Source organism: Ursidibacter arcticus (genome assembly GCF_009761375.1).
GTDB lineage: Bacteria > Pseudomonadota > Gammaproteobacteria > Enterobacterales > Pasteurellaceae > Ursidibacter > Ursidibacter arcticus.
On record NZ_LEKM01000128.1, the window covers coordinates 1 to 2,703 of the forward strand.

2 protein-coding genes are annotated in these 2,703 nt (G+C 38.8%); both read right to left on the reverse strand.

The features are described 5' to 3' along the window. The coding region (locus tag A1D25_RS05060; protein ID WP_157394611.1) for an aromatic amino acid transport family protein at positions 1–1,193 on the reverse strand (1,193 nt) is incomplete at its 3' end. Positions 1,194–1,385: 192 nt separating this feature from the next. Continuing rightward, positions 1,386–2,600, reverse strand: a complete 1,215-nt coding sequence (locus A1D25_RS05065) for an aromatic amino acid transport family protein (protein ID WP_157394612.1) — start codon at positions 2,598–2,600, stop codon at positions 1,386–1,388. Positions 2,601–2,703: the final 103 nt, after the last annotated feature.

Sequence of the window (2,703 nt, forward strand, 5' to 3'; positions counted from 1 at the left end):
CCTTTCTCAATTAAGAATGGAATCACCATAATGATAATTCCCATTACAAAAGCAATCGCTAATCCCACATTACCGCCAGCAACACGATATGGCAGATTTGGGTGTAATTGTCTTGCTTTCCACGCCAATGCAATCGGTAGCAACAAGCCATAGAAAGCAAAAAGTAAGCCTGCATAGCCTAAAGCCGCAATAAAACCATTCGGATAGAATAATGCAAAAGCAAGTGGCGGAAGGAATGTTAATGGCGTTAAAACCACTCGATTATTTGGTAAGTTAAAGCGTTTTAATAGATCGCCAACGCCTTCAAAAATCCCCATCGCCACACCTAAAAAAGAGGTTATCAAAGCTAATGATGAGAATAAACGCACCATTTCCCCTAAAATTGAACTGCCTGTAATCTGTGTTGTTGCTTTCACTAAACCATTTAACGTTGGATCTTGGTTAAGCAGTGCGACAAATTCATTTTGGCTTAATACACCGTGAGTGGCTAATTGCCACAATAAATAAGCGGTGAGTGGAATTAACGTCCCGATAATCACTGCAACACGAATTTTACGAATATCCGCTTCTAAATAGCTATTGATACTTCCCATAATGACGTGGAAACCAAAAGAAGTGAAGAAAATCGGTACTGCTGAAATCACTAATAAATTATCTAATGGAATTGCTGTTAAATTCTCTAATTTTGACTTAGGTAACATCATCAACAATACAAACACAAACGCAATGATCTTACCAATAAAGAGAACTCGAGTTAAACCGTCCACCCCTTTAATCCCAATGACGACAAACGCCCCAAGAATTAAGGTAAAGAGAAGGATACCTACTTTTAAGGTATGGCTATCATCACCCAAACTTGGCAATACCCCTGAAAGTAATGAACCACCACCAGTAATATAAGCAGCTAATAATGCGTAAAGTAAGACTAATAAGCTCACTGTCGCTAATACTCGCCCAATCATTCCGAAATACTGTTCAGCTAAAGAGGCGACACCAACATCTTGCTGTTTTGCTGTTTGGTAAACTTCCATAAAAAGCAAGCCTGTGTAAGTTAATAACCCCCACAGCCCAACTAACAAAACAACGGTCATTCCAAAGCCCATACCCGCAGAAGTTAGCGGCATCGCCAACATTCCTGCCCCGATTGTTGTCCCTGCAATAATCAAGGCACTACCTAAAATTTTATTTTTCATATTGTCTCCAAGTTAGAAAGCGGTGCATTCTAGCAGAAGAAAACAAAATTGTAACGACATATTTTCACTGTAAAAATAACAGTACAAATTGTACAGATTAGTAATACAAAAGCGGTCTGTTTTCTATGATTATTTGCAAAAAATCTTAAGAAACAGACCGCTTTCTATATAGCTAATTAGATTTAAATGCCATTATCCGACAACTTTCGGCAATAGCCCTTGTTCAATTAAGAAAGGCACAATCACAATAAACACACCAATCACTAACGCAGCGAGTAATGATGCTTTTCCACCTTTTACTCGGTAAGCTAATGTTGGATATTGTGAGCGAAGTTTCCACACCATTGCGATTGGTAGCACAATAGCGTAAAACGCAAACATCTGCCCTGCATAGCCTAACGCCGCAATAAAACCTTGTGGGAAAAAGAAAGCAAATAACATTGGGGGAATAAAGGTCATCGCCCCTAATGTTGCTCTGCCTGCTTGAATGTTTACACGTTTTAACAAATCGTCTAATGCCTCAAGTAAACCAAGTGCCACACCTAAGAATGAAGTAATCAGGGCAAGGGCTGAGAAAATTCTAACCACTGCCCCAATAATTGAACTACCAGTGATCTGAGCTGCAGCTTCCGCCAAGCCATTTAAGGTGGGATCTTTTTCTAAGATTTGTAAAAATTCCGTTTGGCTTAATACCCCGTGCGTTGCCAACTGCCATAAAATATAAGCCACGAGCGGAATTGCTGTTCCCACTAAAATAGAAATACGGAGGGCTTTTACATTTCCATCTAAATATTTATTTAAACTGGGAATAGAGCCGTGAAAGCCGAAAGCAGTAAAGAAAATCGGGCTTGCTGAAATCAACAAGGCATTATCTATCGGCATTTCTAATAGATTTTCTACGGAAACCTGAGGTAATAATAGAAGTAACACTAATAAGAAAGCCAAGATTTTACTAGTAAACAGGACTCGATTTACCGCATCAACACTGGTTGTGCCAATAATAACAAAAGTACCAAACAGAACGGTAAATAGCACGCCCGCAATGCGTGTGGTTGTTTCTGCATCAGAAATTGTGGGTAAAAATGCTGCCAATAATGAACTACCACCCGATACATAGGCGGACAAAATCGCATATAAGAAAATGATTAGCACCGCCGTTGAAACTACTCGCCCAAAAGTGCCGTAATATTTTTCAGCCAATGTGCCAATACCAGCATCACTGTCAACTGTTTGATACAGTTCTACAAATAACAACGCACTAAAACAGAGTAATAACCATAATGCAATCAGTAACGTCATTGTAAAACCAAAGCCGATACCTGCTGATGTTAGTGGCATTGCCAACATACCACCACCGATTGTTGTGCCTGCAACAATAAGTGTACTTCCAAATGTTTTATTTTTCATACAAACCTCTAAAATTTAAAAATAGCAGCATTGTACAGATAACAAAACACTTTGTAAATTTATTATTACAAAAGTAAATTGATAAATCTCCCCTAACCCCTCT

Bases quoted from the DNA above. Each gene is read 5' to 3' on its own strand.
- A1D25_RS05065 (WP_157394612.1), bottom strand. From the start codon at position 2,600: ATGAAAAATAAAACATTTGGAAGTACACTTATTGTTGCAGGCACAACA.